Genomic DNA, 25,885 nt, shown 5'->3' with positions numbered 1-25,885 from the left:
GGATTGTGCGGATATTGGTCAGCAAAACCAAATCTTTGCGTTGACGTTCAGACATGGGCCGCTTTCGCCAATCATAATAACCGCTGAGGCTGACGTTGAAGGCTTTGCACAGCAGGTCAAGCGGATGGTCGGCCTTTTTCGCATCAATGAACTTGAACCTCATCGCTTTTGACTCGCAAAGAAGGCCGTCGCTTTTTTTAGAATCTCCCTCTCCTCCCGCAATATTCGGTTTTCTTTGCGAAGGCGAGCCAGTTCCTTATGAAGGTCATCGTGCGGTCCTGACATCAAATCGTCATGCTTATGTTTAGCAACCCATTTGTTCAACGTGGAAAAGCCGATGCCAAGATCGGCGGCAACTTGTTTGCAAGATAAGCCACTTGTCAGTGCAAGCTGGACGGCTTCGCTTTTAAATTCATCAGATTTTTTGAGACTCATTTATTCCTCCTGTAAATCTCAGTTTAACAGAAGGTGCTCTCCAGTTTTAGGGGACGGGTCCAAATTCAATCTGGCAGGAAAAGTTTATAGCTTAAACCCGACCTGACAGTCACCGCATCAAAGCGGTTCAGTGTCAGATCAAGTAGCGACTACTACACCTGATGGGTAGCTTCTGAAAAGCCAGTCAGGTCGCGACAAATCAGCTTTATGGGCATTCTTTGCTCGTAAAAAAATATACTGCCCCAAATCATTCTTTCGAAATTCAATGTGATCTCTCAAAATGTTTAAATCAAAATAAGAAGTTGCATGAGGCGGGTTTACATCAGATGTAAACATTTCTACGATCTCAAACCCAAGTTGGCTAAGTAATAAATAAAGCTCATGCTTGTTATATTCTCTATTGTGTCGCCCATAAATCCCATAACCAGAATATGGATCGTAAATATTTGCTCCAGCAAGCATTTTTGCAATATTTTCCAGTCGTGCTACGTTAGGCGTTGTCAAAATTAAGTCACCTCCCGTTTTTAAGACTTCTTTAATTCGTAACAGAGCGTGTAATGGGTCATTGATCAAGTGCTCTAAGACTTCACAAAAAAGAACGACATCCACCTGCTCTTTAAGGGGGAGGGGAGAGTGGTCAATGCTATGGTTAACATATTGGAACTCAATTTCTTCACCTGTTTCTTTATGTCGGTGAAATTGCGTTTCGGTTTCACTGTTTTCAAAGCCAAAATAATTGGTACTTTGAAAATTAAAACAGGTGAATTTTTTAACCAAAATTGACATAAAAAACGGATGACTACCGATTTCCAGAAGTTTTTTATTCTCGCCATCGTTGACTCGCATCAATAGGTTCAACGTTAGTACAAATCGTTTGAAATCAGATTTCAAGTATTCAACCATTTCTTGATGATGCTCTCCATTAATTTCAAAAGCTGACAGATAGGACAATAAGGCCTGCTCATCATAACCTTCTGGATAGAAAATCGGATAGTTTTGCTCTGGAAACAAGGTCATTGAAAACTTTCCCTCTATAGCTTTCGACAATGGAAATATTGGATGTAGCAATCATCCATATTACGCGAAATGGCATTGCCACGAATAAAATCTTTGTAATCAAATTCTTTCGTCTTTGCTGTGACAGGCATTTCGCAAATACCGTATTCATCTTGAATCGTAAAATTGGTATCTAGAAGAATTTTTCTCAGTTGCGCAGGTGTATATTCCAAAAAATGTTCTGGATGGATAAAACCGCCCCCTACAGTTGCAGTGTGAATTTCCGTGATCAGCCTATTGGGTGTATCCAAGCAAAAATGTCCACCAGGTTTCAATACACGGAAAGCTTCTTCACACATTATTATGCCTGCTGCGGCAGGGATATGCTCAATGCTTTGCCCCGACCAAACAAAATCGACGGAGTTGTCTGGAATATGTGCGAGGTTTGTCATGTCAGAGTAGTGGATTACAACTTCGCCTTCCACGCCTTCAGAATCTAAGGACACATTGCCATAGAGCTCATGGCGTTCATCTTCTGGTAAGTCGACAAGTGTGAGTTTCTTGAAGTTATACTTGTATCCCATACGGTAGAGTGGCGCATTAGCTCCTCCAAGGTCAAGAATGATATCACCATCGGGCAGTAGTTCATGAATCATCTTGATCCTAGCGCTGTGAATACAATAGAGATGGTTTTCAATAGATCTTGAAAGAGACTTCTCGTAAAACTCGGTTGATAACATCATGCGATAGACTAGATCGAATTCTGAAACGTGCCCGGATTCGAAAAGTTCTTTGGTATGTTGTAATTCCCCACAGGTATAAGAGGCATCAAAGATTAGTTGGTGTAAGTGAGAAAGCCGTTCGGTAAGCTCGGATGAAAAAACATTAGACATAAGACTACAATCGACAATTTCATGGAATAACGCATAGAAATTATACAATACACTGGATGAGCGGGATGTCTAGTGGATTGGCTCCAACGTTTGGCCCCCTCTTTTGACAGCGGCGATAATTTCATCGGGGTCAGCTTTCCAATTGAAAGGCTCGGGGCTTTGATTATTTGTAGAAGTCGCGACTTGATCTGACGCTTACCCGCTTTGATGGGGTGTCTGTCAGGTCGGGTTTAAGCTATAAACTTTTCCTGCCAGATTGAATTCCCATCCAACAAGGTCTCCATGGGTGTGCGTCCACAGCAGATTTTTCCTTGATGGGTGCGTTTATTGTTATAGTAATCCAGCCATTCGTCCAGATCATTTCGTAATTGTTCAATGGTTTCATAGATTTTCTTGCGGAATGTAACCTGATAAAACTCCTGCAAAATAGTCTTGTGAAAGCGTTCACAAATGCCATTTGTCTGCGGGTGTTTAACTTTCGTTTTTTTGTGTAAATCCTGGAGCAATAATCCCCCACAGTAGCGGTCATATCGTTTGATTGCAGTGGAGTAAAATTCCGCTACTGTTGAGCCTTTCGTTTTTGTTGCATATCTAACCGATGTGAAAAACGTCTTAACTTAGTGCCATACGGATCTGCTCTAGGCAATGAATTACGGCGATTCGACCGAGGTCAATCAAAAAATGAGTAATCTAAAAACTTATGGGTAATTGAAAGGTGGCCGCATTGCTTACTTATATTTTGATATCAGTTGAATTCGTTAAACGGGTTCTCAGCTCTTTCATAAATGTCCTCAAATCTAACGATGTCATCTTCACCAAGATACTGACCACACTGTACTTCAATTACTTGCAAAGGAAGCACGCCTGGGTTTTCAAGACGGTGGGTGTGACCCGCAGGTATGAAGGTGGATTCATTGACACTAAGCAGTAATTTGTTTTCACCATTTTGGACTTTAGCCATACCTGAAACGACAACCCAATGCTCACTTCTGTGATGGTGCATTTGCAGGCTTAACACGCCTCCAGGCTTTACATCAATTCTCTTAATTTTATAGTTTGGAGCTTCTAGTAATACAGAATAACTACCCCAAGGGCGATGGACCGTTGTGTGGTTTTTATAGGCTTCAGAGCCAATTGCCTTTAGGTGTTCATAAACTTTTTTTACGTCTTGTGCGTTATCTTTATTTAAAACCAGTAATGCATCAGGCTCTTCAATGATTGCGAGATTATCGACACCTACAGCAGCTATTTTGCGCTTAGTTGAGCGGATAAAGCAATTGGTTGAATTGATAAGAATATTGTCATTTGTCGTTTGATTATTGTTCGAGTCGCAATCACCAATTTCACTGAATGATTTCCAATCACCGACATCCCGCCACCCGATGCTGCAAGGAACAACTGCAGCAGATTTTGTCTTTTCCATAATTGCATAATCGAAAGATATTTTTCGGATATTTTGAAAAGATTTATTGTCGATTTTTAAGTGAGAGAAATGATCTGTTTTTTCAAGAGAAGATTTAGCAAGGCATTCTGAAGTTGTTTCATAAACGTCTGAAGCATATTCCTTAAGTTCTCTTTGCAATGTTGTCGCGAGAAAGCAAAACATCCCTGAATTCCAGAGGAATTGTTTTTGAGCGGCTTGAGTGAACTCAACGGCTTTTTCATAGTTTGGTTTCTCAATAAATCGTAAAACCTTGTTACCGTCTGATTCGATATACCCATAGCCTGTTTCAGGACTAGTCGGAGTAATGCCAAAGGTTACAATCCGTCCGTCACCAGCAAGTGCAGACGCTTCTTGAACAGCTTGAATATAGGCATCTGGATTTTCAATCAAATGGTCGGAAGGCATTACGAGTATTGTTGCGTTCTCACCGTGTTTTGCAGAAATATGTGCCACTGCTATTGCAATTGCGGCCAGCGTGTCTCTTCCGCAGGGTTCAGAAAGAATGCTGAAAGGATGATTTGTATCATTTATTTCTGTGATGCAGTTTTTGGTTTCAAAAAAGAAATTTTTACTGGTAACAAAAGATACTTCGCCAGCATTAGGTAGTGATGTGGCTCGTCTAAATGTTTTTTGAAGAAAGTTTTCTTTGTTATCAACGCGTATAAATGGTTTGGGGTGCATTTCTCGGGAAGCTGGCCAAAGACGAGAACCTGCTCCGCCACATAAAATTATTGGATAAATCACGTTATTACCTCATTTAGAGTGATACACAAAATATGGATATATCTACATGTAGGTCATGTGCTTTCCCATCCATTTTGCAAAGCGATGCGGACGGCTTGGGCGCGGTTGGCGGCTTCCATTTTGCGATAGATGTTGCGCAAATGTACTTTGACGGTGATCTCTTGTAAGCCGAGTTTGCGGGCAATTTCTTTATTCGTACTGCCTTCAATTAGATGGCCGAGAATTTCTTTTTCACGGTCACTTAAGCGTGACAGCGGGCCGTTTTCCATGTTGTTGCTGGTGGCACTGCGCCCGATCGGGCTGTCGTCATTTGATTCAGGCGTATCCTGAAAGGCGGCAGAGGGAATGTATTTTTCACCGGACAAGACCAGACGGAGCGCATTGACCATAGCGGACCCGCTGATGGTTTTGGGGACGTATCCTGCCGCGCCGCGTTCAACGGCTTCCAGAACATCATGGCGATTGAAATGACCGGATAAGATGACAACGGGGACATCTTTATGGGCCTCGCACATTTTGACCAGACCATCGAAGGCATTCATTCCTGGCATTTTAAGGTCCATTAGAATAAGACCCCAGCCAGTACTGGCCTGAGAAATTTCATAAGCCTGATCGAAGGATGCTGCTTCCATGATTTCAACGTCCGGGCTTAGCTCTTCAAGAAAGGGACGAAGGCCTTCGCGAACGAGATTGTGGTCATCTGCAATAAGAATTTTCATGTGCGCTTTTTCTTTTTTACCAATAATTGTGCATATCATATTGTAATATTATATATTTCTCAATCCTCAATAGTAGAAAACCTGTTTTCGTTGACGGATTGCAGGGCTTCTTCAATGCTTTCGGATAAATAAGAAAGGCTGACCGGCTTTTTGAGGATTTTAAAAGCCAGCGTATTCAGGTCATGTTGATCGGCATCATCCATCCCGGTATGCCCAGTGACAACGATGACGGGAAGGGAGGGATTGCGCTTTTTCAAATTCTGGATCAAGACATAACCGTCCATGCGGGGCATGCGCATATCGGTGACGACCACATCAACGGCTTCCATGTCGTAGAGTTCTAGGGCTTCTTCGCCGTCACCTGCAATATTGACCTGATATCCTTGGTCGAACAAATATTCCATCATGGCTTCGGCGGCGTATATCTCGTCATCGACAACCAGAACTTTTGCGCCATCGGCGTTCATATCCAGATCGTCGTCTTCATCCTCAGTCAATTCGATGATTGGCAGTGGTGTGTTTTTGTTGACCATTTTTTCGGCAAGACGCAGGGGAGAGAATTTTTCCTCTTCTTCGATGGCACAAGGCAAGGTGATATCAAACCGCGCCCCCTTATGAATGTTGCGTGCCCGAATGGTCCCGCCCATAGCGGCAATGATTCCATAACTGACGGAAAGCCCAAGACCGGTTCCTTTGCCCACTTCTTTGGTGGTGAAAAAGGGATCAAATAATTTGGCAAGGGCATCTTCGGGAATGCCGCCACCGTTATCTGTAATCGCAATATTGATTTTATGGTCTGCCTGATCATAGGTGATTTGCAGGATGATTTGTTTATTCTCGTCTTCTTCCCAGTTTGCTGTTTTGTGTCGTTGATTTATCGCATCACGTGCGTTGTTAACGAGGTTCAGAATCACTTGTTCCAACTGAATGGGGCGCCCGTTTAGCATGGCGTAATGGGCAGGATAGCGGACATCCAAATGAATACCTTCTGCAAGGAATTGAGATTCAATCAAATCCACAGATTGTCGAACAACTAAAGTCGGATCAAAAAGTTCAAGATCCCCGGTATCTTTGCGGCTGAAAATGCGCATGTGATCAATAATGTCTGCCATGCGTCCGCATTGCATGCTGATGAGATCAAATTTCTTCTGGCTTTCGTCCTTTTCAAGTTTGCCACGTTGCATTTTAAGCAAGGAACCTTCAGCCGCAAAACGCATGATGTTGAGCGGTTGGCTGAGTTCATGGGTGATCCCGGCGGCCATTTCCCCCAAGGTTGCCAGTTTGGAAGTCTGTGCAAGATGTTCATTAACGCGGTTGCGTTCGGTTACGTCACGGATAATGAGCAACCGGGTTGTAAGGCCCGCATAAGAAACCGGACGGGCGGTGATATCGGCTTCGAATAATCGACCATCCATACGCTGCAAGGTGACCGACCCGATAAATTGTGTCGGGTCATCATCGGTGATGCGCGGCGCATTGGCAAAAAGATCCTGTTCTTTCTCCAGAAAATCATAGAAGGATTTGTGATAGATTTCCGCCCGGTTTGTGGTGGCAAACAACACATGACCTTCGGGGTTGGAGAAAACGATTTTATGCTGTTCGTCCAAAACCAAAATAGCATCCGGTGACATATCAACCAGACTGCGGTATCGGCTTTCACTTTCACGTAAGGCTTCTTCTGCAATTAATCGACTGTGTTCGCTGCGCAAACTGGTCAGGCCATATCCGACATCATTGGCAAGTTCAGACATAAGATTGATATAACGATTATGGAACGTTCCCGGGTCGCTTGATACAACGCTTAGAAAGCCTGTGAGTTTTGTATCGATCCAAATTGGAAAAATTCCGGCCGTGCGTGCACCTGTGTCTTGAAAGAAGGCTTTGAAGTCAGGGTAAGCCTGCATCAAAAGATTTTCATTCAGGATCATATATTCTTGTTTGATGAAAGCCTGCTTTAGTGTGCTGGACGGGCGATAGGAGGTCAGCGGAAGTTGACGACCACGCAGCATATTCACTTTTAGAAATTCCGGTAATTGCCCTGTTGTATTGAACAGAGAAATCCACGCCGTATCAAAGGGAAAGGTGTCGGTGATAATGCGGCAAATTTCTGAAAGAATGAAACTTTCGTTGCGGGCATGAAACAGGATGTTGCTGCAAGAACTAAGGGTTTCGGATATTTTCTTGCCTTCAAGGATTTCCTTTTCACGCTCTTTCAACGCGGTAATGTCGGTGTAAATGCCCACAATCCCGCCCTCGGATGTTTTGTGTTCGTGAACGAGAAGGTGGCGTCCATTGGTCAGTTCAACTTCGTTAATGCCACAGGTTTGGTGTGCGTGCACAATGGCTTTTGCGTAAGTTTTGGTAAAGGGGCGCGGGTATTTAATGACCTTTTCACGATGACAAATTTGCATCAATTTAAGAAACGTTGGTTTTTTGTTGGCATAAGGGGTGAGGGCAGGGAACATATCGAAGATGGTATTGTTCCACATGATTAAACGGTCTTGAGAATCCCACATTAAAAAACCATTGGGCAGTGCGTTTAGTCCCTCTTCAAAACGGGCTTTGAAAACGGTGCTTTCCGTGTGATCGGAACCGGTACCACGATATCCGGCAAATTCGCCATTTTTATCAAAAAATGGTTTGCCGTTGCTGGTGACGCTGATTTCGCGATCATTTATACGGGTTGTGTATTGGAAATTGCGAAACGGTCTGTGGTTGTCCAGATCTTCCAGATGTTGTTTCCATTTGGCGCTTTGTGATGCGTGCGGTTTTAAGTCGAGACGTGTTTTTCCAATGAGTTGTGTTTCATCAATGCCGGTTAATCGTGTGAACTGGTCTGAAAAATAGCTAAAACAATGATTACGGTCCGTTTCCCAATACCAATCGGAACTGGCATCCACAAGGTCGCGCAATTTCGTTTCGTTATCGGTTAAGTTTTCTTGTGCTTTTTGTAATTCCGTTGTCGATAGATAAAGGGAAACCAGATCCGCAACGGCGTTGGCAAATTGTCGGTCGCTGTCATCCCAATGACGGTGTTGTCGTCGGGTATGTATTTGCAGAATACCGTGTGTTTTTTGTCCGAAATTAATAGGCACCATCAATACGGATAACGGCCTGTCATTTTTTGCGTATATTTTATCCAGTTCTATAGAGCGAAGATCGTTTTTAATATCTGGAATACTCAAGGCCTTTTCACGTTGAAGGGTCGCAAAAAGGGTCGGGTGCAGCTCTGAGGAAACTTGCAGAGAGGGCGTGGGATTATCGTGCTGGCTCTCAAAACAATAACATTGGGTGAGGGTGCTGTTTTCCTCATCAAAACGCCATAAACTGACTTGTGCACTATCAATCGTTTTTGCAGTTTCTTTCAAAAGCCAATGGATCGTTTCTTCTGGGGTGTTTTCAGGCGAGGGTTGCAGAAGATGGGGCTGCAACTTGTGTGACATGCTTTCAATTGCGCCGAGATATCGCTTTAATTTTACAGTGATGTTATTGCGAGGTTTAAGTCGGGGAATGAAATGCATTGCAACAGAGATGATCATCAAAATGGCAAGAACGAGAATAAGAAGGGTCTCGGGCGATGTATCGCTCGGCGTGACACTTGCGAGTGCAGCATTGGGGATGATGCTTAACCCAAGAAAAAGAAGCTTGTGAAAGCGTGGATGCATGGTCTGTTGTACGCTTTTGATGAATTGGGCCAGAGTGTTCTTTAATCAACGTTTGATCACTCTATCTCATTGCCTGACAATGGCAAAGTGTTGAGAGTGAATAATTTGTGACACTCAATCGCAACCAATATGATTGTGTGAATTCTAATTTGCCACTTGCGTTAATTTTCTGCGCATTTTACAATTTAAAGTAAGTAAAATATGACACTATTGTTACATTTATTTTTTGCTGTGTACTTTTTATGACGTAAAAGTTACAAGCTCCTGACTTCAATAGGGCGAATGGTGTTCAAATGGCTGAGAATCCTCTTCCATCCGGTGATCTGAAGAAACTCGATAAAGAGTTGAAAAACATCAGTAGATTCGAAGACGCGGTACAAGAAATTAGTCGCGGGAATCTGAAATTCGGTATTTGTATTCTTTTTTTGGTGATGGTCGGATTCTTCGCCTTCACCCAGGTTGCGGATGCCAGTAATCAGGTCTTTATTGTACTAGCAGGCTTGCTGGGTGCCTATATGGCATTGAATATTGGGGCCAATGATGTGGCTAACAATATTGGTCCGGCGGTTGGTTCCAAAGCATTGACCATGACCGGTGCGCTTATCATTGCCGCTGTTTTTGAAGCGGCGGGGGCCATTATTGCCGGCGGTGATGTTGTGTCGACGGTACGCAAGGGTATTGTCAACCCGGCTGCGATGGAAAGCGACGTCATGTTTATTCATGCTATGATGTCGGCTTTATTTGCTGCTGCATTATGGGTAAACCTTGCGACATTTATTGGCGCGCCTGTCTCCACAACACATTCTGTAGTCGGTGGTGTTATGGGGGCCGGGATTGCGGCAACGGGTCTAGGGGCTGTTAATTGGGCGACAATGGGAAAAATTGCAGCAAGTTGGGTCATTTCACCCGTGATGGGCGGGATTATCGCAGCGGCCTTTCTTGCGCTGATTAAATTCCAGATTCTCTTTAAAGAAGATAAGGTCACGGCAGCTAAAAAATGGGTTCCGGTTCTTGTTGGTTTTATGGCGGGTGCTTTTGCCATGTACCTGACGATGAAGGGCTTGAAAAAGCTGTGGAAGCCGAGTGGCGAAGTTGTCATGCTGATCGGCCTTGTTTTCTTTGTCAGTACGTGGGTGATCGTGAAGCCTGTTGTGGCCAAGGCGGCTGAAAAAATTGAAAACCGTCGTCGTGCAGTTAGTGATCTCTTCACGATTCCGTTGATTTTCTCTGCGGCTCTGTTGTCCTTCGCGCACGGTGCAAACGATGTTGCAAATGCTGTTGGACCCTTGGCAGCGGTTGTCGGTGTTGCCAGTGGGGCGGACATGACGGGCAATGTTGGCTTGCCGATGTGGATTTTGGTCGTAGGTGCCTTGGGTATAGCGGCTGGCCTACTGTTGTTTGGTCCCAAACTGGTGCGTACAGTCGGTGAAAAAATTACCAAATTGGACCGCGCGCGCGCCTATTGTGTGGCCTTGTCAGCGGCGATTACGGTTATTATCGCCTCTGCGTTGGGGTTACCGGTGAGTTCGACGCATATCGCGGTTGGCGGTGTATTTGGTGTCGGTTTCTTCCGTGAATTTCTGAATAATAAGAAAAAACGGGAACGTCTGGAGAAGGTTTTACCGGAAGCCGGTGAACCCGGTGTGGATAAAGGCCGGGGTGAAGCGTTGGAACGCCTGACCAAAAAACAGGAAAAATCACGCCGCCGAAAGCTGGTTCGTCGTCAGCATTTAACAACGATTGTGGCTGCCTGGTTGATTACCGTACCGCTTTCGGCCTTATTGGCGGCGATCCTTTATTGGATGATGTCCACGTTGATGTAAGTCAAAACGATTATAAAATACTACTTAAAACGGCCTTCAGTTGAATGAAGGCCGTTTTTCTTTGGGGGAGAGGGCATTGATTGGTTGTTGTTGATTTTGAAAATTGCTATACCTTTCACCCAAATAGGAAAGTGTGTTTTATCCGTTTGAAAAGCATGCTTTTAATGAAGATATAACAGATTGGGTTAGTCACTTGACCAGCGACAACGAACAAACACCATCACGTATGGACATTGCACCGGTTTCTATCGTCGACGAAATGCGCAGCAGCTATCTCGATTACGCGATGAGCGTAATTGTTTCCCGGGCACTGCCGGATGTGCGCGACGGCCTAAAGCCGGTACATCGTCGTATTCTCTATGCCATGAAAGAAAGTGGTTACGAGTACAATAAACCTTATCGTAAATCGGCCCGTATCGTCGGGGATGTCATGGGTAAGTATCACCCGCATGGCGACAGCGCGATTTACGATGCGATGGTGCGTATGGCGCAGGATTTCTCGATGCGCCTGCCTTTGATTGATGGGCAGGGGAACTTTGGTTCTATGGACGGTGATCCGCCCGCTGCCATGCGTTACACCGAAGCCCGTATGGATAAGGCTGCGCATAACCTGATTGCCGATATCGACAAAGAAACGGTCGATTTTAAAGCCAACTATGATGATTCTACGGTTGAGCCCAGTGTTCTGCCTGCGCAATTCCCCAATCTGCTTGTGAATGGGGCAGGCGGTATTGCGGTTGGTATGGCGACGAATATCCCGCCCCATAACCTTGGGGAATTGATCGATGCCTGTTGTGCGCTCATTGATGACCCGCACCTGTCGATTGACGATTTAATCCGGGATTATGTTTTCGGTCCCGATTTCCCGACCGGGGGGATTATCCTCGGCCAATCCGGTTTGCGCTCCGCGTTTCATACCGGGCGTGGCTCCGTCATTATGCGCGGACGCACGGAAATCGAGGAAATTCGCAAAGACCGCATGGCGATCATCATTACGGAAGTTCCGTATCAGGTCAATAAGGCCCGCATGATCGAAACGATGGCGGGTCTGGTGCGTGATAAGAAGATCGAAGGCATTTCCGACCTGCGTGACGAGTCGGACCGTCACGGTGTTCGTGTGGTTGTCGAAATCAAAAAAGGCCATCACCCGGAAATCGTCCTTAATCAGCTCTTTAAATTCACACCGCTGCAAACAAGTTTCGGTGTGAATATGCTGGCCCTGAACCAAGGCCGCCCGGAATTGATGAACCTGAAGCAGATTTTGCAGGCCTTCATTGCATTCCGTGAAGAAGTTATCACCCGCCGTACTGTGTATGAACTGGGTAAAGCCCGCGATAAAGCACACGTATTGGCCGGTCTGGCTGTTGCGGTTGTCAATATTGATGAAATTATTGCACTGATCCGTCAGGCGGCTGACCCGCAAATTGCACGTGCGGCCTTGATGGAACGCGCGTGGGAAGCGGGCGAAGTTGAACCGTTGATCCAATTGCTGGATGAACCGGACCGTCAGGTTGTTGACGGGAAATACAAACTGTCTGAAACACAGGCCAAAGCCATTCTGGATTTACGCCTGCACAAATTGACAGGTCTGGAACGCGATAAAATCGCCAATGATTTACGTGAGCTAGGTGCAGAGATCGAAGAATATCTTTCTATCTTGCGTTCGCGTGAAAAATTGATGACCTTAATGCGCAACGAATTGTTGGATATGCGCACACAGTTTGCAACACCGCGCCGTTCTGAAATTCAGGAAGCGGAATTTGAACACGATATCGAAGATTTGATCCAGCGCGAAGATATGGTCGTAACTGTGACCAATTCCGGCTATATCAAGCGGGTACCGCTGGATACATATCGGGCACAGCGCCGGGGCGGTAAGGGCCGTTCGGGGATGAGCACCAAGGAAGAAGATATCGTCGAAAAGGTTTTTGTCGCCAATACCCACACACCGCTGTTGTTCTTCTCTTCCAGCGGGATGGTGTACAAAATGAAAGTATATCGCCTGCCGTTGGGTAACCCGCAATCCAAAGGTAAGGCAATGGTGAACTTGTTGCCGTTGGATGAAGGGGAAACCATTTCAACCGTGATGGAACTGCCGGAAGACGAGAGCATTGCAAAAGATATGCATATCATGTTCTCGACCGCATCGGGTGGCGTGCGCCGTAACCTGTTGTCCGATTTCACAAATGTGAAGGCCAATGGGAAAATCGCGATGAAACTGGACGAAGGCGATTCGATGGTGGCCGTTTCTGTCTGTTCACCGGAAGATCATGTCTTCCTGACCACACACAATGGTCAGTGTATTCGTTTTGCGGTTGAAGATGTCCGCGTCTTTGCCGGGCGAAATTCGACAGGTGTGCGCGGCATCCGTTTGCAGGGCGAAGATCGCGTGATTAGTATGTCGATCCTGCATGGCGGGAAATGGACATCGGAAGAACGTGACAGCTATTTACGTTATGCCAATGCGAAACGCCGTGGTGAAGAGGTTGTTGCAGAAGGACTGAGCGAAGAACAAATCGCGGAAATGGAAGCGGCAGAAGAATTCCTGCTGTCCGTTACCGAACGTGGTTTTGGGAAACGGTCTTCTTCCTTTGAATATCGTACAACCGGGCGCGGCGGTAAAGGGATTGCCAATATTGAAATGTCCGAACGCAATGGCAAGGTTGCAGCCTCCTTCCCGGTCGAAGTTGAAGACGAGATCATTATGGTGACCGATGGCGGACAACTGATCCGCACGGGCGTTGACCAAATCCGTATTGCCGGGCGTAAGACCCAGGGCGTGACCCTCTTCCGTGTTGCAGAAGGGGAGAGCGTTGTCTCCGTCAGCTGTTTCCGGGATATGGGTGACGATTCTGATATAGATGTGGAAGGTGGTGACACCGAGGCCACATCCGAAAATGAGACACCTTCTACAGAAGGTATGGAACAACAGGCAGAACAAACTGCCGATATACAGGAAGGCACTGACGAAGGCGTGGAAGGCTAAAAGCTTTCTACGCACTGCCTGTTATGCTTTTGAGGAGTGATGTCTCATGGTTAAAAAGCGCATTGGTATTTACCCGGGAACCTTCGACCCGGTAACAAACGGTCATCTGGATATTATTGAAAGAGCGACCAATATTGTTGATCACCTGATCCTCGCCGTTGCAATTAATCGCGGCAAAGGCCCTTTATTTTCGTTGGAAGAACGTGTTGCAATGGTCGAACATGAGCTTTCTGCCATCATGGAACGTACTGGTGCCACGATCGAGGTCAAACCCTTTGAAAGCTTGCTGATGAATTTTGCAGCGGCACAAGGGGCGAAAACCATTGTGCGGGGGTTACGTGCCGTGTCGGATTTTGAATATGAATTCCAGATGGCGGGGATGAATTCCCATTTGGAACCGGATATCGAAACGGTTTTTTTGATGGCTTCAGATAAATGTCAGTTTATCTCCTCTCGCTTTGTCAAAGAGATTGGCAAATTAGGGGGCGATATCAGTAACTTCGTCACACCGAATGTGCGTGAAAAGCTTATGGAACGTTTTAACACGGACGAATAGGATAGAATCAGAACAATGCGCCGTTTTCAAAACGGGGTGATCTCGTGGTTTCGACTGAACGAGATTCCCAGCTAAATTGAGAACGGCGCTTTTTTTTGTCATGAATGTACAAGAAAAGGGTCTGTAACTATTTGTTTCTAAATATTTTTAAAAGAAAATGCATTTTTTTAAAATTCTTTGTTGACCAGAGGCTTCGACCCCACTATGTTCCGCCTCACCAAACGGGACGGACACACCGCCAAGCGGTACAACGGACCACCTCAAATGAGGGCACTTAGCTCAGTTGGTAGAGCATTCGACTTTTAATCGAACGGTCACAGGTTCGAATCCTGTAGTGCCTACCATTCAAAAAACCTCGCTTACTCAAGCGAGGTTTTTTTGTTTTGGGATTTGAGTGTATCAAATATGATTTTCCTTTCATTAATTGATAATGATTATGAAAAACACTTGCAATTGAGGGTGATGTTTATTAAAAGCAACTTGTTGATAATGATTATCGTTATCTATAACCTTTTAATTTTGAGCAAACCGGTAAGTGAATCAAATGTCATTAACGTTTCCATTCAAAAAAATTGCCCTCATGGGGGTGACTTCTGCCTTAACCTTAACGTCCGTTTCTGCAATGGCGGCTGAGCCAACGCGTGAAGAATTGTTGGCTATGCTGTACAAGCAGCAGAGCCAGTTGAATGAGCTTCATAAAATGTTGAAACAGACTCAGGCGCAAGTTGAGAAAACCGAACAGAAAGTAGAAGAAGAAAAGGCTTCTCCTGCGTTTTTGGATACGGTCCAAATCGGCGGTGTTCTGGAATTTGAAGCAACATCCACAGAAGACTTTGCCGGTGCCGACAGCAGCGATTTGTCCTTGGCAAAGGCTGAGTTGTCTTTTTCTGCAAAACCGCACGAATACGTGACCACAAACATTGTCGCCTTGTATGAAGATGGTTCCAACAATATCACGTTGGATGAAGCAACCATCGAGATTGCGAACAAAGAAAACTTCCCGCTCTATACAACAGTTGGGAAATGGGCTTTGCCGTTTGGCAATTATGATACGGCGATGAGCTCTGACCCGATTACAAAAACATTGGGTGAAACCAAAGAGAACGCCATTTTGGTCGGTGCGACATATGCAGGCTTTAGCGTCGAAGGTTTTGCCTTTAATGGTGATACACAGCAAGCCGGGGAAGGCAACAACATCGACCAATATGGTTTAAATGTTGCTTATGAAGGTGAAGATGCAGGTCTGACTTATGTATTGGGTGCCGGGTATATTAATAACATTGCAGATTCTGATGGGGTTACCGATGTTGTGACCGGCCCGAGCGCATTGAACAGCTATGTGGGGGGCATGAGCCTGAACGGTTCTGTCACGGTTTCCGATATTACATTCAATGCGGGTTATGTGAAGGCAACGGATACGTTTAAAGTTGGCGAACTGGCCTTTAACGGTCAAGGGGCGCAACCGCGCGCATGGAATACGGAACTCTCCTATGCAACTGAAATTATGGGTAAACCGACCACTTTTGCGGCGACTTACCAAGGTTCGGATGAAGCATTGGCTTTGAGCCTGCCGGAAACACGTGTGGGTGCGGCGGTAACTGTTGAAGTTTACGATAAAACGGCTTTGACGTTAGAATATCTTGCGGATGAAGATTACAGCACGACAGAAGGCGGTACAGGTGCTGATGGCCATACGGCAACGGCAAAACTGGCTGTTGAATTCTAAAACTTAAAAGCCCTGAAAACGATAAAAATCTTTTCAGGGCTTTTTGCCTATAACCGGAAACTGCTTTTACGCGAATTAAGCTGGTTTAACGGGTAAAAATATGCGACTAAAGAAATCTACGGATTACTTTAGCGCATTTTTTTATGACATTACCTGATCAAAATAACCGACTGGCGGCATTGGAAGCTGAAAATAAGCGATTAAAAGAGGAAGTGGAGCGTGCACGCCTTTCCGAAAGACGCTTTCTGGATGCTCTGCGCCTCAGTCCGATGGCGATGTGTCACCATGATCGGGATTTGCGTTACACATGGCTCTATAACGGTCATATGGGCTTTGTGCAGGATGATGTCATCGGACTGACCGACTGGGACATTCTCGATAAAGATTTAGCCGACCGTATGGGGACGATTAAACGCCGGGTTCTGGAAACGGGAAGAGGCGAACGTGTCGAGATGCCTACAGTCGCAGGGGACGAAAATTCTGAATATTTTGACCTGGTTGTCGAACCGTTAAAAGATGAGGCAACAGGCGATATTGTCGGTTTGTCTTGCAGCGGTATTGATGTCACACAGGATCGGCGGCGCCGCGAAGCCTATAAGGCAAGTGAAGAAAATCTGCGTTTTATTTTTAATGCGTCCCCCATGCCGATTGTTGTGGTCGAACAACACGATGACCGGGTCTTGTTTTTCAATCGGGCGGCACAAGCCGTTTTCAATCTGGAGAATAATCAGAAAATATTTGATGAACTTGATCTACCGGCGGATGTTCGTCAAAACTTGATCGATCAGCAGGGGATCGAAGATTACAAACTTAGCTTCTGTAACCGCACAGGGGAAATTTTGGTTTTAACGCTTTCCTGTACGCCCATTTTTTATGATGGGCTGTCGGCTTTTCTGTGTACATTTCATAATTTAACCAAGGAAGTGCACTATCAGCGCCAATTGGAAGAGGCCAAGGAAAAAGCCGAACTGGCAAGTCTGGCCAAGTCGCAGTTTCTGGCAGCGGCCAGCCATGACCTGCGCCAACCTCTCCATGCCATCGGGTTGTTGTTAGGGGTTCTGGAACAACATATCCCCGGCCCAGAAGGGCTTCAGGTTCTGGAACGTGTTATGACATCTTTGGAAACCATGAATGAACTGTTTTCCGGTATCCTTGACATATCCAAGCTGGATGCAAACGCGGTTCCCGTCAGGCTGGAACCTGTGAACGTGGCGCGGTGTTTTGAGTCTTTGGAAGACGAGTTTGCACCGATTGCCGCCAGCAAGGGATTGAAACTTGTTTTCGTGAAATCATCTCTTTGGATTCTCAGTGATCCCCTACAGTTTGATCGTATTTTGCGAAACCTGATCGCAAACGCTGTGCGTTATACGCAAAGCGGTCGAATTTTAGTCGGTGCTCGTCGCGAAGGAGAACGTTTGCGCATATGCGTTCTGGATACCGGCATCGGTATTGAAGAAAAAGATCATGAAATCATTTTTCAGGAGTTTCGCCAAATTGGCAACCGGGAACGCGACCGCCGTAAGGGACTCGGTTTGGGATTGGCAATTTGTGAACGGGTTGCCAAACTTTTAAAGACGAAAATCCAGCTCACATCGGTCTTGGGAAAAGGCTCCATGTTCAGTTTTGACGTTCAGACCTGTGAGGTCAAAGAAAGTGAGCGGGCCAATACTTCACGGGCGGGCGGTTCGGTCCTGCAGGGAAAGCGCATTTTATTTATTGAGGATGAAATTGACGTTCAAACCGCCACAAAATATATGCTGGAGGCATGGGGGTGTGTGACTTTCCTGGCCGCGACAGAACAAGAAGCCCTTGAATTTTGTACGCAGGTTGATCAGGGGTTGCCCTTTGATGCGATTGTTGCCGATTTCCGTTTACGCGGTGAGGAAACAGGTTTGGACGTCATTTTGTCGTTGCGGCGCAAGCTCGGGGTGAATGTGCCTGCCATCGTGCTTTCCGGTGAGACGGCAGCGTCTTTAATTCGTAAACTGGAAATACAAAATGTACCTTTACTGACAAAACCTGTTATGCCTGCTAATTTGAGAGAGGCACTCAACAATCTTGTGACTTAAAAAGTGTTATTTTTTAATATAATAGCATAAGAAGCTTGTGTTTTTTCGAGCAATAAGTCAATTTATGGGAGGTGCAGGGGTGAAAAATAGGCTGAATAGATAAGGCATGAACGAACAGCTAAAAATTTTGCTGGTGGAAGATTCTGAAGACGATTGCGAACTCCTTGGGTTGGAGTTGCGACGTGGCGGTTTGAACACGGCTATCACGCGGGTTGAAACCGCACGTGAATTTGAAGAACAATTGATTTCCGGCGAATGGGATCTCATTCTATCCGATTATAATTTACCTGCCTTTAATGCGCCTGCGGCCCTGAATATTGCCGTTAAACACGAAAGCGATTTGCCTTTTATCATTATCTCCGGGGCCGTAAGTGCCAAGGATGCGGTGATCTTGCTTAAGGCAGGTGCGCATGACTTTATCGAAAAAGGCGACTATGCCCGACTGGTGCCCGCGATCGAGCGCGAATTGCGCGAAGTGAAAATGCGCAAGGAACGTTTGGGGGATCAAGCAACGCTGCGTAAACTGTTCCGCGCGGTGGAACAAAGTCCGATCAGTATTATGATTACGGACGGTAAAGGGCGGCTGGAATATGTAAACCCCCATTACGAACAGATTACCGGGATCGGGCGTAAAGAAGTGCTGGGTCAATTACCGGATATTCTTGCGGGTGATTTTGTGTCTTTGGAACAAAATGCCGCTGTCTGGGAAGCGGTTAACAATGGCAAGGAATGGCGCGGTGAATTTTGTAACCAGCGCAAAAATGGTGAACTTTTTTGGGAAAATGTCAGCGTTGCCCCGATCCGTGATGAAAATGGTATTTTGACCAACCTATTGATTTCCAAGGAAGATATTACCTATCGCAAAGAGACGGAAGAAAAACTCTATCGTCAGGCAAATTTTGATGAATTAACCGGGCTTCCCAACAGGGGGCTGATTTTGGATCGATTGGGGCAGGCGTTGCGACGTTCCGATACTGTCGCGCTGATGACCGTCGATATGGATAATTTTAAAAAGGTCAATGAATCGTTAGGCCATAGTTTTGGGGATGAACTGTTGGTCATGGCCTCTCTTCGTTTGAAAAACTGTTTGGATAATAATTACGGGATCGGGCGTGTAAGTGGTGATGAATTTGCCATTGTGATGTCCGATATTTCGCGGATCGGTGATGTTGAAAATGTGGTGCGTGATGTTTTGGATGCCTTCAGCGCGCCATTTGATATCCGTGGGCATGAATTGTTTGTAACGATCAGTGCTGGTTTGACGGTTTGCCCGGAAGATGGCAACGATGCCTCTATATTATTTAAGAATGCAGAAGCCGCCATGCGTCTGGCAAAAGAAGACGGGCGCAACGGGTTTCGTTTCTTCCGTCCGAATATGAACCGTGCTGCGGAAGAACGCCTCGTTCTGGAAGCCTGGCTGAGAAAGGCGTTGGAAAAAGAAGAATTGACCCTATATTACCAGCCGATTATTGAACCCAAAACCGGACATATTGCCGGCGCGGAAGCGTTGATCCGTTGGTTGCATCCTGAAAAAGGGTTGATCCCGCCTGATAAATTTATTCCGTTGGCAGAAGAAACCGGCCTGATCGTTTCTATCGGGCAATGGGTTATTGAAACAGCCTGTCAGGCCTTGAAGGAACTACATGCCAGTGGGTTTGATGACCTTTATATTGCGGTCAACGTATCACCCCAGCAAATCTGGTCCCAGACTTTGGTCGATGTCGTGAAAAATGCCCTTGTCCAATATGACGTCCCAAAAGGAAGTTTGGTGATTGAGGTGACGGAAAGCGTTTGTATGGCTGAAACAGAAACCACGTTGACCGCTTTGAAGGCCATGTCGGATTTGGGTGTCCGTCTGGCAGTAGATGATTTTGGGACCGGGTTTTCGTCCCTGAATTATTTAAAACGTTATCCGTTTAATATTTTGAAGATTGATCGGGCCTTTATTTCCGATTTGCCGGAATCCAATGATGATGCAGCTTTGGTCAATGCCATGCTTGCGATGGGGCATAGTCTGGGGCTGAGTATTGTTGCCGAAGGGGTAGAGACAGAAGAACATGTGGCGTTTTTGGAAGAACGCGACTGTGACTTGCTGCAAGGCTATTATTTTAACCCGCCAATGGAAAAAGAAAAGTTCCTTAAACTTAAGGACTATACGTGAGGATAGGTTTCTTTTACCTGTCGTTATAGTTTAATAGTTCGCGCATAACGTTCTTTAATGGGACGACATAAAAATCACGGCGCGGAATATCTCACATATGGCAAAATATCAAATTGAAAATATTAGTATCCTTATTGCGGATAGTAATCGTCAACTGCGAAGCAGTTTAAAGGGTGTTCTACACCATTACGGTTTTCGTAAAATTACAGATGCCTACGACATCGAAAGTTTTGAAGACGCCATTCGGGCGCATAGCCCTGATCTGATTTTATGTGATGTCAATTTAAAGGGCGAACAGGTTTGCGAAGTGATCCATCGCCTGCGCCATAACCATTTAGGGCAAAATCCTTTTGCAGCCGTGATTCTGTTTATTGACGAGGCGGGTGAAGAAATCGTTCGTCAGGCCTCTCGGGCGGGTCTGGATGATTTACAGATAAAGCCGGTTGTGGCCCAAAAAATCATCGACCGTGTGAAATTCCTGATCGAAAAAAGAAAACCGTTTGTGGTAACAACGGACTATATAGGGCCGGACCGTCGTAAAGAAACGCGTCCAGAAGGCCAAGAAGTTCCGCTTGTCACGGTTCCCAATACCTTGGCGCTAAAGGCCACAGGGGATTTTGATCCCAATAAAACACAACGCCAAATCGCCAATGCCGTGTGGAGTGTGAATGCACAAAAGATTGAACGTCATGTGTTTCAGGTTAAATATCTGGTGGACCGGATTGTGCCAGCCTTTAAAACAGGGCAGGTTACAAAGGAAAGTGCCGAAATGGTGCAACGTTTGATGAACGTTGGTCAGGATATCAGCAAACGACTGAAAAACAGCGATTATGCACATGTTTCAACATTGGCGGCGACATTGGTGACTGTGACCAAATCCATTTGGCAAAGTGGTGGACAGCCCAAAAATAAAGATTTGGATTTATTGCCCGAGCTTGCAACCGCATTGTGCACAACGGTAAATGCAGGAAATGCGGAAAATACAACGGTCAGCGAGATACAATCATCCATTAAACAGGTGTATGGCAAATAAATTTATAGTTTATGCCTATGGGTTGAGTTAAGATAACCCTGATAATAAAGGGCATCGAAAGTATTTGAATTTGTTGGATGAGATTCAAAAAACAAGGTATGGTACTTTCAGATATAAAAGGTGCAAGTTGGAAAGCAGCACTGTTTAGTTTAGACGAGGAAAGAACATGGAATATAACGTTCGTGGCGATGACAATAGTAAGGAACTGTTCCTTCAGGGGCGCTTGACATTTTCCGACAATGTTGTGTTTCGTAAAATTGTTGATGACTTGAAAGAGTACAACGGTACGAAATGTGTTTTTGATTTGAGCAGTCTGGAATTCATCGATTCTGCGGGTTTGGGTATGTTGATGTTGTTGCGCGATGCAACTGTGGGAAAACCTTTTACCCTGTCTATCCGAAATGCAGACGGTCAGGTACGCCGTATGTTGGAAATTGCAAAATTTGATGCATTAATCCCGTTTGAAGACTGATTTAGAAATAAAAGTTAGTGAAAGAAAGCACCTGATTTCAGGTGCTTTTTTGATTTTGGTTTGAGAATTTGTCTCCCAAAAAAGTAACAGCAGCGTGACATCCTTCTTCATCAATTGCATGGGGCAGGTGGGGGCGTTTTAAGACTGAAACGTCAATGCCGCCTTGTGTTAATCCCTCAGCAGCCAAATCCACGGCGTGAATGGGGAGCATCTCGTCCGCTTCGCCGTGAACCAGTAAGACGGGGCATGTGCATGTCTTGTCCGATATCAGGTGGGATGCACCGACGAGCGCCCCGGAAAAACCGACAATCCCGGCAAATGGTGTCTTTTGCCTGAAAGCAAGATGTAGCGCCATCATGGTGCCTTGTGAAAAACCAACCAAAGCGATTTTGTCTGCACTGACGTTGTGCTTTTTTTGCACATGGTCAATGTAAGACTGAAGGCTGCCTGAGGCATCTTGTGCCCCTTCGTACATGGCTTCAAAGGCTGTTGCCTGGGTTGCGGTTTGTCGCCGCAAGTAATCGGCATCGTAACGCGCAAGGCTGAACCATTGTCTGCCAAAGGGGGAGATTTCACATATTTCCGGGCCGTCGGGGGCATAAAAGGCTGTTGTCGGTAAGTGAGAGGCAAAAAAAGGTGCCAATCCAATCAGGTCCTGCCCATCCGCGCCAAAACCGTGAAGGAAAATAACAACAGAATCTATTTGGTTGTGATCGGGAAGATATTCGGGGCCGTTTAAGCGGGGCATAGGCTGTATCCTTGTGTTTCTTATTCCCAAGGATGTAGCTAATCTTTCCTTCTTCATCAAATACATATTTTAAGTGTTAATTTAAATAAATAACAAAAATAATTGACAAAATTAAAGGATTGAACTAAATCGTAAGAACCAAAATGAAATAAGTTGAGATAGACAAAATGAGCGCAACATCAACAGCCGTTTCTTTTAGCCCTTTGAACGCCACCTCGAGCGATAAAGAAGCTCGTTTGCAGGAATTGATGCAGCGCTATGGCAAACTTGAAGGTCAGGCGTTGTTGGAAGTCATGTTAAAAGAGGAATTCCCCGCCAAGATTGCCATTAGTTCGTCTTTCGGGGCTGAGGCGGCTGTTTTGTTGAAACTGGTCGCTGAAGTGGATAAAGCCACGCCAGTTTTGTTTATCGACACCGGGCATTTGTTTGAAGAAACACTTCAATATAAATCGACGATCGAAGAACATTTGGGGTTAAGCAATATTATCACGGTTCAGCCGGAACAAATCCATCTGGACAATGCCGATCGTGATGCCACCCTTTATCAACGTGATACGGATTATTGTTGTCATATCCGCAAGGTTCTACCGTTTGAAAAAGCCTTGGGTCCGTATGATGCGTGGGTAAGTGGTCGCAAACGTTTCCAAAATAGTGAACGTGCAAAATTGCAGGGAATTGAATTGGACCATGATGGTCGTTTCAAGATCAATCCCCTTTACAACTGGGATTATGAAACGGTGGTGTCCCAGTTTAAAATGATGAATTTGCCCAAGCACCCGTTGGTTGACAAGGGCTATCCGTCCATCGGTTGCGGCCCCTGTACCCGGGCGGTGAAAGATGGCGAAGATCAACGTGCCGGTCGCTGGTCAGGTCAAGGCAAGACTGAATGCGGCATTCACAAGTCGCCCTCCTTCGAAGCAATTTATATCTAGCAACGCCAAAGAAGCCCTCGGAAATCAAACGAGGGCTTCTTTGTATCTATGTGTAATTTTCATTTTGTTTATAAAATCCCTATATCTGCTGAAATCTCCTTGTTATAAAGGCGCCCCGCTTTCACAAGGATAAGAATTCATGCTGTCTATCATTGATCGTCTTTCTTCAGAGTTATCTATCGCACGCCAGCAAAGCGAGGCCGCCGTTCGCCTGTTGGACGAAGGGGCCAGTGTCCCGTTTATCGCGCGATATCGTAAAGAGGTGACGCACGGTCTGGATGATACCCAGTTGCGACAACTGGAAGAACGTTTGCGTTATATGCGCGAGTTGGATGAGCGACGCGATGCAATCTTAAAAACGATTGATGAGCAAGGCAAGCTAAGCGATAGCTTAAAAAAGGAAATCGAAAAAGCTGATACCAAGGCCACGCTTGAAGACTTATATTTGCCTTACAAGAAAAAACGCCGCACAAAAGCACAGATTGCCCGTGAAGCGGGGTTGGAGCCTTTGGCGGATATGCTGTTTACCGACCCGTTGAAGATGCCTGAGGAGGAAGCCCAGGCGTTTGTGGCGAGCGATAAAGGTATCGAAGATGTGAAGGCAGCCCTAGATGGGGCGCGTCAGATCTTGATGGAACGTTTTGCTGAAGACGCGGGTCTTATTAAACAGTTGCGCGATTATCTGTGGGAAGAGGGCAAGGTTGTTTCGCAAGTGATTGCCGGGAAAGAAAAAGAAGGCGCAAAGTTTTCCGATTACTTTGACTATAGCGAAGCAATTCATAAAATTCCGTCACACCGGGCCTTGGCTCTTTTTCGGGGGCGCAATGAAGGGATTCTGAAAATTGCGTTGCTGTCAAACGAAGAGGATGCCAGCGATTGTATTGTAAAAGTGGCCCGTCATTTTGGGGTTCACGATAGCGGGCGAGCCGCAGATAAATGGCTTGGTGACTGTGTCCGCTGGGCGTGGAAGGTCAAGCTTTCCCTTCATCTTGAAATGGATTTACTGACCCGGTTGCGCGAACAATCCGAAGATGAAGCCATTATGGTTTTTGCCCGCAATTTACGTGATTTGTTGCTGGCTGCACCTGCCGGAACGCGCCCGACACTGGCCCTTGATCCCGGATTTCGAACCGGGGTGAAGGTTGCGGTTGTCGATGATACGGGGAAACTATGCGAGACTGCGACGATCTATCCCCATGAACCCAAACGCCAATGGGATCAATCCATTGAAATACTGGCACGCTTGTGTCGTGCGCATAAGGTGGAATTGATCAGTATCGGGAATGGAACGGCCTCGCGTGAAACCGATAAATTAGCCGCAGACCTGATGAAACGTTATCCCGAATTGAAACTAACCAAGCTGGTGGTGAGTGAAGCGGGCGCATCGGTCTATTCCGCATCTGAATATGGTGCGCAGGAATTCCCCAATCTGGATGTTTCCTTGCGTGGTGCCGTTTCCATTGGTCGGCGTTTACAGGACCCGTTGGCGGAATTGGTCAAAATTGATCCCAAATCCATAGGGGTCGGGCAATATCAACATGATGTGTCACAAGTCAAGCTGGGGCGGATGCTGGATGGCGTGGTTGAGGATTGCGTAAACGGGGTTGGTGTCGATCTGAATACCGCTTCTGTGGCGTTGCTGAGCCGCGTATCGGGGCTTAACGAAGGTTTGGCACAAAATATCGTACAGTACCGCGAAGAAAAGGGACGTTTTAAAAACCGTAAAGAATTGAAAGCTGTGTCCCGACTGGGGCCGAAAGCCTTTGAACAGGCTGCGGGATTCTTGCGCATTTTAGGCGGGGATAATCCCCTGGATTGTTCTTCTGTTCACCCCGAAGCCTACCCGGTGGTGGAACGCATTATTGCAGAGGTCTCAAAATCCATTGATGACTTAATCGGGGATCGTGAAACCTTGTCCAGTTTGGATGCGCAAAATTTCACGGATGAGCGTTTTGGCTTGCCGACAGTGCGCGATATTCTGGCGGAGTTGGAAAAACCCGGGCGTGACCCCCGTCCTGAATTTCATACGGCAACCTTTCAGGAAGGGGTTGAAAAACCGTCAGATCTGAAAGAGGGGATGCGTCTGGAAGGTGTTGTCACCAACGTGACCAATTTTGGCGCCTTTGTGGATGTGGGGGTTCATCAGGATGGTTTGGTCCATATTTCTCAACTTGCAGATAAATTTGTCAAAGACCCGCATGAGGTTGTGAAACCCGGTGATGTTGTACAAGTGCGTGTTATGGAAGTGGATTTGCCAAGAAATAGAATATCCCTTTCAATGAAACTACAAGAAGCAGTAAAAAATGACAAATATGCGTCAAATGACAAAAAAGCCGGTTCGCATCGTGTGAAAAATAAGGTACAGTCACCGCAAGCTTCTCCTACAAGGTTCAGCCGAAAAGATAATCTAGGGGCACAAGGTGACAATGCATTGGCAGCAGCCCTTGCAAAGGCTAAGTCTAAGCTAAAATAGACCTTGTAAT

17 protein-coding genes, 1 tRNA gene and 1 pseudogene are annotated in these 25,885 nt (G+C 45.9%); 11 read left to right on the top strand and 8 right to left on the bottom strand.

Annotation, left to right across the window (positions count from 1 at the left end; genetic code table 11):
* Positions 1-159: 159 nt before the first annotated feature.
* The 7 genes and pseudogenes from IEW74_RS14215 to IEW74_RS14185 form a co-directional block, all read right to left on the bottom strand.
* Positions 160-435 carry a transposase gene (locus IEW74_RS14215; RefSeq protein ID WP_188666374.1) on the bottom strand — a complete coding sequence of 92 codons (276 nt, stop codon included), beginning with the start codon at positions 433-435 and terminating at the stop codon, positions 160-162.
* Between the two features lie 138 nt (positions 436-573).
* Positions 574-1,452 carry a class I SAM-dependent methyltransferase gene (locus tag IEW74_RS14210; RefSeq protein WP_188666372.1) on the bottom strand — a complete coding sequence of 293 codons (879 nt, stop codon included), beginning with the start codon at positions 1,450-1,452 and terminating at the stop codon, positions 574-576.
* 14 nt (positions 1,453-1,466) lie between these two features.
* The gene (locus tag IEW74_RS14205; RefSeq protein WP_188666370.1) at positions 1,467-2,324 is read right to left on the bottom strand and encodes a class I SAM-dependent methyltransferase; all 858 of its coding nucleotides are present in this window, start codon (positions 2,322-2,324) and stop codon (positions 1,467-1,469) included.
* Between the two features lie 230 nt (positions 2,325-2,554).
* Positions 2,555-2,857: pseudogene (locus IEW74_RS14200) on the bottom strand (integrase core domain-containing protein); the annotation flags it as partial.
* 212 nt (positions 2,858-3,069) lie between these two features.
* The gene (locus IEW74_RS14195; protein WP_229734374.1) at positions 3,070-4,512 is read right to left on the bottom strand and encodes a mannose-1-phosphate guanylyltransferase/mannose-6-phosphate isomerase; all 1,443 of its coding nucleotides are present in this window, start codon (positions 4,510-4,512) and stop codon (positions 3,070-3,072) included.
* A 53-nt stretch (positions 4,513-4,565) separates the two neighbouring features.
* On the bottom strand, positions 4,566-5,231 hold the full coding sequence (locus IEW74_RS14190; RefSeq protein WP_188666368.1) for a response regulator transcription factor: 666 nt from the start codon (positions 5,229-5,231) through the stop codon (positions 4,566-4,568).
* Between the two features lie 59 nt (positions 5,232-5,290).
* Positions 5,291-8,896, bottom strand: coding sequence for a response regulator (locus tag IEW74_RS14185; RefSeq protein WP_188666366.1), 3,606 nt, complete (start codon positions 8,894-8,896; stop codon positions 5,291-5,293).
* Positions 8,897-9,189: 293 nt separating this feature from the next.
* On the opposite strand from IEW74_RS14185, the gene IEW74_RS14180 reads away from it, so the two are divergent.
* From IEW74_RS14180 to IEW74_RS14140, 9 genes are all read left to right on the top strand, one after another.
* On the top strand, positions 9,190-10,719 hold the full coding sequence (locus IEW74_RS14180; RefSeq protein ID WP_188666364.1) for an inorganic phosphate transporter: 1,530 nt from the start codon (positions 9,190-9,192) through the stop codon (positions 10,717-10,719).
* A gap of 226 nt (positions 10,720-10,945) precedes the next feature.
* On the top strand, positions 10,946-13,705 hold the full coding sequence (gene gyrA / locus IEW74_RS14175) for a DNA gyrase subunit A (protein WP_188666378.1): 2,760 nt from the start codon (positions 10,946-10,948) through the stop codon (positions 13,703-13,705).
* Between the two features lie 46 nt (positions 13,706-13,751).
* Positions 13,752-14,261, top strand: coding sequence for a pantetheine-phosphate adenylyltransferase (gene coaD / locus IEW74_RS14170; RefSeq protein ID WP_188666362.1), 510 nt, complete (start codon positions 13,752-13,754; stop codon positions 14,259-14,261).
* 268 nt (positions 14,262-14,529) lie between these two features.
* A tRNA-Lys gene (locus IEW74_RS14165) sits at positions 14,530-14,605 on the top strand.
* Positions 14,606-14,805: 200 nt separating this feature from the next.
* Positions 14,806-15,987: an LbtU family siderophore porin gene (locus tag IEW74_RS14160; RefSeq protein ID WP_188666360.1), complete on the top strand. Its 1,182-nt coding sequence runs from the start codon at positions 14,806-14,808 to the stop codon at positions 15,985-15,987.
* A gap of 143 nt (positions 15,988-16,130) precedes the next feature.
* Positions 16,131-18,056, top strand: coding sequence for a hybrid sensor histidine kinase/response regulator (locus IEW74_RS14155; RefSeq protein WP_188666358.1), 1,926 nt, complete (start codon positions 16,131-16,133; stop codon positions 18,054-18,056).
* 106 nt (positions 18,057-18,162) lie between these two features.
* Entirely contained in the window at positions 18,163-20,217 is a 2,055-nt protein-coding gene (locus IEW74_RS14150; protein WP_188666356.1) for a putative bifunctional diguanylate cyclase/phosphodiesterase, read from the top strand.
* Positions 20,218-20,314: 97 nt separating this feature from the next.
* Complete coding sequence (locus IEW74_RS14145) at positions 20,315-21,250, top strand: response regulator (RefSeq protein WP_188666354.1); 936 nt, start codon at positions 20,315-20,317, stop codon at positions 21,248-21,250.
* 166 nt (positions 21,251-21,416) lie between these two features.
* On the top strand, positions 21,417-21,722 hold the full coding sequence (locus IEW74_RS14140; RefSeq protein ID WP_188666352.1) for an STAS domain-containing protein: 306 nt from the start codon (positions 21,417-21,419) through the stop codon (positions 21,720-21,722).
* Positions 21,723-21,759: 37 nt separating this feature from the next.
* Here IEW74_RS14140 and IEW74_RS14135 read toward each other — a convergent pair whose 3' ends face one another.
* On the bottom strand, positions 21,760-22,470 hold the full coding sequence (locus tag IEW74_RS14135; RefSeq protein ID WP_188666350.1) for an alpha/beta hydrolase: 711 nt from the start codon (positions 22,468-22,470) through the stop codon (positions 21,760-21,762).
* 167 nt (positions 22,471-22,637) lie between these two features.
* On the opposite strand from IEW74_RS14135, the gene IEW74_RS14130 reads away from it, so the two are divergent.
* Positions 22,638-23,402, top strand: a complete 765-nt coding sequence (locus IEW74_RS14130) for a phosphoadenylyl-sulfate reductase (RefSeq protein ID WP_188666348.1) — start codon at positions 22,638-22,640, stop codon at positions 23,400-23,402.
* Positions 23,403-23,541: 139 nt separating this feature from the next.
* Positions 23,542-25,875 (top strand): Tex family protein, encoded by a 2,334-nt coding sequence (locus IEW74_RS14125; RefSeq protein ID WP_188666346.1) that lies wholly within the window; start codon positions 23,542-23,544, stop codon positions 25,873-25,875.
* The last annotated feature ends 10 nt before the right edge of the window (positions 25,876-25,885 follow it).

It is taken from the genome of Terasakiella brassicae, from assembly GCF_014641495.1.
GTDB lineage: Bacteria > Pseudomonadota > Alphaproteobacteria > Rhodospirillales > Terasakiellaceae > Terasakiella > Terasakiella brassicae.
This window is presented reverse-complemented; position numbering and strand designations above follow the sequence as displayed.